At 58.5% G+C, this 6,500-nt stretch carries 4 protein-coding genes and 4 pseudogenes; 4 read left to right on the top strand and 4 right to left on the bottom strand.

Translation table 11 applies throughout. The annotated features are described in order from the left end of the window. Window positions 1-125: 125 nt before the first annotated feature. Window positions 126-412: pseudogene (locus D3227_RS39480) on the top strand (Ros/MucR family transcriptional regulator); the annotation flags it as partial. Window positions 413-582: 170 nt separating this feature from the next. Here the strand turns inward: D3227_RS39480 and D3227_RS39475 are convergent. The 3 genes and pseudogenes from D3227_RS39475 to D3227_RS39460 form a co-directional block, all read right to left on the bottom strand. Further along, a complete protein-coding gene (locus tag D3227_RS39475) occupies window positions 583-795 on the bottom strand; it encodes a cold-shock protein (protein WP_120019369.1) in 213 nt (70 codons plus the stop codon). 377 nt (window positions 796-1,172) lie between these two features. Further along, complete coding sequence (locus D3227_RS39470; RefSeq protein ID WP_120019368.1) at window positions 1,173-1,958, bottom strand: GGDEF domain-containing protein; 786 nt, start codon at window positions 1,956-1,958, stop codon at window positions 1,173-1,175. Between the two features lie 930 nt (window positions 1,959-2,888). Next, window positions 2,889-3,505 (bottom strand): annotated as a pseudogene (locus D3227_RS39460) (MFS transporter); the annotation flags it as partial. Here D3227_RS39460 and D3227_RS39455 point away from each other — a divergent pair. The 3 genes and pseudogenes from D3227_RS39455 to D3227_RS39445 form a co-directional block, all read left to right on the top strand. Then, window positions 3,494-3,888, top strand: a pseudogene (locus D3227_RS39455) (TCP-1/cpn60 chaperonin family protein); the annotation flags it as partial. The pseudogenes D3227_RS39460 and D3227_RS39455 overlap by 12 nt on opposite strands. A 169-nt stretch (window positions 3,889-4,057) precedes the next feature. Continuing rightward, a complete protein-coding gene (locus D3227_RS39450) occupies window positions 4,058-4,651 on the top strand; it encodes a hypothetical protein (protein ID WP_147377819.1) in 594 nt (197 codons plus the stop codon). A gap of 400 nt (window positions 4,652-5,051) precedes the next feature. Further along, window positions 5,052-6,068 (top strand): hypothetical protein, encoded by a 1,017-nt coding sequence (locus D3227_RS39445; RefSeq protein WP_167481067.1) that lies wholly within the window; start codon window positions 5,052-5,054, stop codon window positions 6,066-6,068. A 312-nt stretch (window positions 6,069-6,380) separates the two neighbouring features. On the opposite strand, the pseudogene D3227_RS39440 reads toward D3227_RS39445, so the two are convergent. After that, window positions 6,381-6,500, bottom strand: a pseudogene (locus D3227_RS39440) (IS5/IS1182 family transposase); the annotation flags it as partial.

The following is a 6,500-nucleotide window of genomic DNA, read 5'->3' as shown; positions in this document are numbered from 1 at the left end:
GGCGCAACGCCGCACATATTGCGGGCGAGTGGTTTCGGTCCAGGGCATCATGATCTCCGTCGAATCTCAGCAATCCGACAGAATCACAACCCGCTGAAATCACTCACCTCTTTTTGGAACGGACACTAAAGCCTGCAGTATCGATCAGGAAGTCGGTGACACCGGACTACATCATCTGCCTTGAGGACGGGAAGAAATTCAAATCGCTAAAGCGCCATCTGTCGACCGACTATGGGGTGACGCCGGACGACTATCGCGCCAAACGGGGTCTGTCGGCGGATTATCCCATGGTCGCGCCGAATTACGCCGCTGCGCGGTCGGCGTTGGCCAAGACGATGGGCTCGGCCGCAAACCGAAAGAGCCGGAAACGCCGGCGTCGGCGGGGCGGACCCGCAAGAAGGTCGCAGCTTGATTTCAGAAATCGAGGTTTTTCTGGAGCGCGCAAGCTCCCATCGGCACAATCTGCATCTGCCCGGAATGTGAAAAGGCGGGGTCCAGCCCCGCCTTCCCTTTCAAACAGCTTTGGCTTCCCCGCCTGGATGCACCGTGTCCATCGGCTGTTGCCAGGACGCTGGAGAAAATTCAGCCAGCTTTGCTGAGGCTGCCAGCAGAGGACTTGCCAGTGCGGCGGTCCTGTTCGATTTCATAGTTGATCTTCTGGCCATCGGTGAGGGTCGAGAGCCCCGCTCGTTCAACAGCGGAAATGTGAACGAAAACATCCTGACCGCCATTGTCAGGCTGGATAAATCCAAATCCTTTACTGCTGTTGAACCACTTCACGGTTCCAGTCGCCATATGCGTGTTCCTTTGTAACAATTGCAACGTGGGCAGGCCGTCCGGCCAGTCCCGATTCATACCCGAACTTTGGAGTTGGGCGCAGCAAAAAACGAAAAATTGCAAAGCCCGGTAGATCGGCGGCCGGCAGCTCGCTCACTGCAATGACCCTATTGTCAGCAAGCACGTTCTGCGCTTCCGCTCTCGCGCATGGCCCAGAACGCTCCCGCGATCTGAAGCCCGGGCGGTCTCACCGCTCCGAAGAATTGCAGAGCCATGCCTAGTGCTGTCCGGGTCGACGTAGCAAATGTGGCACCGACGGCCACCGCTCCACCAAAAAGACCATCAGCACCCACCAAGCCGCGGCGTGTTTTTCCATCGGCCTCTCGCGGGGCCGGTTACGGTAGCACGACTCGCAACTTGGCTGCTTCATAATCGAACGAAACGCGGTTCCGCCCACGTTGTTTCGCTTCAAAAAGGCATCGTGCGGCATTGCGGAGGACATCCTGAGTATCTGCACCATGAGGGATTTCCGCACCACCGATGCTGACGGTCACCTTCACGCCGTCTTGTTGCCCTTTCACCCCAGGAATCCGCTCGATATGACGACGTATGTTCTCCGCAATGGTACTTGCCTGCTCTTTGCGTACGTGGCGTAGCAAGACCCCAAACTCTTCCCCGCCAAGGCGACCGATCCCGTCTCCTGGGCGCGTTGTATAGACGAGCGCCTTCGCAATCCGAACCAGAGCTTCGTCACCCTTGGCATGTCCGTGCTTGTCGTTGATTGAAGAGAAGTGATCAGGATCGATGAGGAGAAGGGTGTCGCATTCCCCCTCATCGCGACTTCTATCCATCCTTGCGATGAATTCACCGCGACTTAGGAGTCCTGTCATCGGATCATGACTGGTGACGAAGGTGAGTCTGCTATGCGTCGCTTTCAGGGCTGCATGAGACTTCTCCAGCTTGTCACATGTTTCCTGGATCGCTTCCGCCTGGGTGAAGATGTAGGCACTGACCGGCATCCCGATGAGGATGGGAATGAAGGTGCATTCCACCCAGCTCAGCCAGTCGATCGGCATCTGCAGCGCAAACCGAGCCGTAAAAGACAAACCGAAGGTTGCGACGATTGCAATTATCGTCACGACTATTGATTTGCCCAGAATACGCTTGCGACGTGGTGTCATGCTGTTCCTTTAGATATTGGCGCTGAATAAGCTCTTACGAAGTCCATTAAGATTATTTCGGACGCGAAGGGCAAGTAAGCGCAATTGTCGCCGTTCAAGGTTGAGGCAGCGAGCCAGTTGCCGGCGGAGCGGCGAATTTTAGCGACGGTTAAAATTCGAGTTATTCGAATCTGCCGGCGTTAGTTTTCGGATGCTACCCAGTCTGCACAGATGGTGAGCCTTGAATATGCGTGGCCCAGGTTGGATTAGAGATATACGGCAGGCTGAGGCTCAGCATATGCGAGATCGAATAGCTTGGCTTGAATGCGAACTGATTAATGCGGCCGCGTCCAAAGGCAAATCCAAGTTGCAAAACGTTGGTCACGAGCTTCGTTCGCAGAAGGCTCGACTAGCACGCCTCGAACAATGCATAGCGTGGATGCCGAAGCGGCTCTAATGTCGCGCCCCACATGCGACGGGTAGATCTGAAGATCGCCGTTCTGGCGGGACCCCGGCTCGCGGTCCGATTATTCACACGCCCCATCTCGCTCAACAGGGCCAACGCCCACTGGGCTCACTTTACGAAACGCTCCACGGCTCCGATGCGATACGCGAAACGGACGGCGCGCCGAGCAGGGCAAGAGCTATACGACGACGAATGATCTCCTGGGCGAATGGCTGTGGACTACGCCGCTGGCGAACGGTTCGTGAGGCGGAAAGCCGACCGCCGGCCTTCCCCACAGCAGGGTCCACGGGTTCCAGCGACGCACGACTTTTTGTGAGAGGTACTATGCAAAAGCCACACGTGCGGAGTAGATTTCCACCCGGCCGGACAGGCCGAAAGCCTTTAAGGAATCGACATTGCCGCTTCTCCCGCCGTTCCTCCATCTCAAATCTCCCGACCTGTTTGGCAACCTTGACCGTCTCCCGGCCCTTGGCACGCCAGTTAGCTATCGGTCCTCCTCCCAGCTGATCGCGAGCGCCCGGGGGCAGCAGCCCCAGTATCGAGATGCTTGTCGGCCAAACAGAGTTCCGCGCGCGATTGCCGCCTTGATCTCTCCCGACAGCGCCGTGAAGCGCGCTCCATCATGAATGGCAGTGGTGATTGGCTCTCGGGGAAGAGGCGAAGAGCGACCACTCCATTTACAGCGCCCTATGGCCCACAGCATCGTCAGATAGGTCAGCGTCGCGATGGCGAAAGCCGTCAGCGGTCCAAAGGAGGCAACGACGCCGCCGCCGAGCGCCGGACCAATGATTCGCATGGCATGGTAGCCGACGGAGATCAGCGTGACTGCGGCCGGAACTTCTCGTTTTCGCAAGATGTCGACAACCGAGGCGTGCCAAGCCGGATCAGTGAAGGCAGCGCCGCATCCGGCCAGGCAGCTGAAGGCGCGGATCATCCATGGATTGTAAAATCCCAGCCCCACAAGAGCAGTCAGCGTTATCGACGACAACGCTATCACGCACCAGCCGAGCGCCATCACATTGCGACGGCTGAAATTGTCGGCAATGGCTCCGGCGAAAATCGACAGAATGAATACGGGCAACGTCGTGGAGGTCTGCACCAAGGCGGCGGCGTGGCCCTGCTGCGCGCTTCGGCCAGGCCACCGGCGCCAACTCCGACCAGGCCGCCGGCCTCAACATTGTGCGTCGCGTGCTGCAGGCTCCGGCCCGCCAGATCGCGGCGAACGCCGGTGCGGAAGCCTCGATCGTTGCCGGCAAGATCCTCGACAACAAGGGCGCGACCTTCGGCTACAACGCCCAGACCGGCGAGTATGGCGACATCGCCATGGGTATCGTCGATCCGGTCAAGGTCGTGCGCACCGCTCTCCAGGACGCGGCCTCGGTCGCCGGCTTGCTGGTCACCATCGAAGCCATGATCGCCGAGGCTCCGAAGAAGGAAGCTGCCGGCGGCATGCCCGGCGGCGGCATGAGCGGCATGGACTTCTAAAATCCAACCCAATCAGCCTTAGATACGGAAGGGGGGCGGCGACCGCCCTCTTCTTTGGCGCGAACGTTGGTCCGAAAAACGATCGGCGTGAAGGCCGAACATATGATCGTAGTAGCGATCGCACTGACAGCAGGACAGGAGATCGAGAGCGCTGGCCGGGAGGTCGGCGGTGAGCCGCTGGCGTCTTGGCGTCGAAGACATCAACGTCTTCGAAAACCGTTGGAGAATACGTGGGGCGGGTGGACGAAAGCGTGCTATCGGCCTAGACGACATTCGCAACTCTCCCGAGTCCGCCGAGAGCACTATGAGGCAGCAGCGACCCTTTGTCGTCGAGATCAAACAGAAGCGTGAGCTCGTGAAGCGGCCACAATCAATCTGGGCCGGCATCGACCTGGCCATCACGAATGATATCGCGGAGGCGAAGGCGGAAGCGATCGCTGAAGCGCCGATTTTTCCTTGTGAAGATATTCGTTCTCGGCCCATGGCCGCCATTGATGAAGCATCCGACGCCAAGGAGGTGACCACGCCCGACGTATCGCTCCCTAAGCCGCCGACGGTTGGGGAAGCGCCGATTCTGGAGGCATCGAACGCACCGACTGAAGGCAGACGGACTCGCAAGAAGAAGCGGTGGCAGACAGATGTTCTTCTGCGGCGAGGTGAACGATGGAAGCGGCGCCTGCCGTGGGTGCTCCGCCAAGGCCGGGCTGAACGGGAGGTCAACTGCACCGGGATTGAAACCGCCCTTGTCGAGAACTGTCCATGACACGCCGGGAATGCATACAAGTAACGAAGAGGCCCGACCGTACTGTAGAAGTTGCCTGTCAAACGCTCTCGGATTCAGGTGCAAGAATGAAACCGAAAACGGGGTCAGGTTGGCCAGGCATCGGCTCTCGCAAAACGACCGGGGAAGTTACGGCCGCTTTGGCATATACCGCAAGCGCGGCAGGTGCCATTCCGAGTGCGGCCTCAAAGTCCTCATAGGGGCCTTCCTGCCATCTCAGCCCGAGGCCGGATAACCACCCGATAACCGGCGGGTGCAGAGGACGTCCATGACCTTAAAATTCATCCTAAAGGTGAATCGTTAAAGCTGTGCCTTCCAAAACGGGGATTCTTTCGAAATGTTCAGATTTTTTGGGCGGGATCCCCTTTCCGCCTCTCGGGGAATGTTCCTGTTTGCTAAGTCCATTGCGGGATTTTCCTTCTGTATCCTCGGGACCCGGGCTGCCAGCGCCCACGTCAAATGGTTCTCTGCCTATGACGTTGCCGGCCAGCCGCGCGGCCTCGAAAACGTCCTTTGTCAGGATTTCGAGCTCCTCCTGGGCGTTGCCTTGCTCTGTATCTTTTCCGGCTGCGTGGTGGAGCGGACGTCTTTAGGCGAGATGATAGCCCGCTCGCTCAACCGCTTCACGGAGGGCTTGCTTCTGCATACCGAGACGATGATCCGCGCGATCTGTGGGTTTTTCTTCATCTCGCTCTGGGCGGTCGGAGGCATCCTCTTAACCCCCGAATTGAAAACGACGTCCGCATTGGTGGGACCTTTGCAGCTCGCCATCGCGGCCGGTCTGCTGTCACGCCGCACCACACCCCTATCCGCTGCGGGGATCGTCGTCCTGTTCGGGTTAGCCGTGCGCGATTACGGCGCGTTTCATCTGGCTGACTATCCGATCTTTCTGGGGCTTGCGGCCTATCTCGCTCTCACCGGGTTGCAAAAGAACTTATTCGGCGTTCAGCCGCTCGACGTCGTGCGCTATGCGACCGCCGTCACCTTGATGTGGGCGTCGGTCGAGAAGTGGGCCTATCCCGAATGGAGCTTCCCGCTCCTGATCGAGCACCCCGGTATCACCCTTGGCTTCAACAACGAGTTCTACATGCGGGCCGCGGGCATGGTCGAGTTCACGCTCGCCTTTGCCCTGGCTTGGACGCCGCTGGTCCGACGCGTTGCGGCGGCCGTGTTGATTGAGATGTTCATCAGCGCGTGCTTCGAATTCGGCAAGCTGGATGTGATCGGGCACTCGGCCATCATCGTCGTCTTCGTCGCGATCCTTTCCGATCAGCGACCTAAGGAGACCGACACTCCCGCGGCATGGCTCGCTCCGGTCGGATTATGTGCGGCGTTGACAGCAACGCTCTTCGCTTACTATGTCGGCCACGCGGCGATCTTCAACACTACGATTCTCTAGGTCCTCTACTTCGCCACGCGCATGCAAAGCTTTATCTTGGGATGAATGCTGCAACGCCCGGTGTAGTCACTATTCTAGAGCAATTCCAGGAAAAGTGCGCAGCGGTTTTCCGTCCGGAATTGCGTAAAAACAAATGCTTAGAGCGGGTCAGCGATTCTATCAAAAGCTGAACGGCTATAGCCACAGAAAAGACCACGAATTGGCTACCCGGCTGCTGGTCGCCAGCACCGAACTCAAGCTGTCCGAGCTCAAATAGGCGCGATGCAAGACAGCCCCCTCGGCGTTATGAGCCCTAAGAGTCCGTATTGAAATTCAGGGATGAGCGTTTCTGCGGATGAGATTGCCGCCCATAGCGACAAGGATCATGGCGTGAGAGACGTCGATGCGCTTCTCGTAGTCGCGCACGAGGCGGCGCCATCTTGTCATCCAGCC

Source organism: Mesorhizobium waimense (genome assembly GCF_003601975.1).
In the GTDB taxonomy this organism is placed as follows: domain Bacteria; phylum Pseudomonadota; class Alphaproteobacteria; order Rhizobiales; family Rhizobiaceae; genus Mesorhizobium; species Mesorhizobium waimense.
Note: the sequence above shows the minus strand (reverse complement) of the source record. Positions and strands in the feature narration are given on the sequence as shown.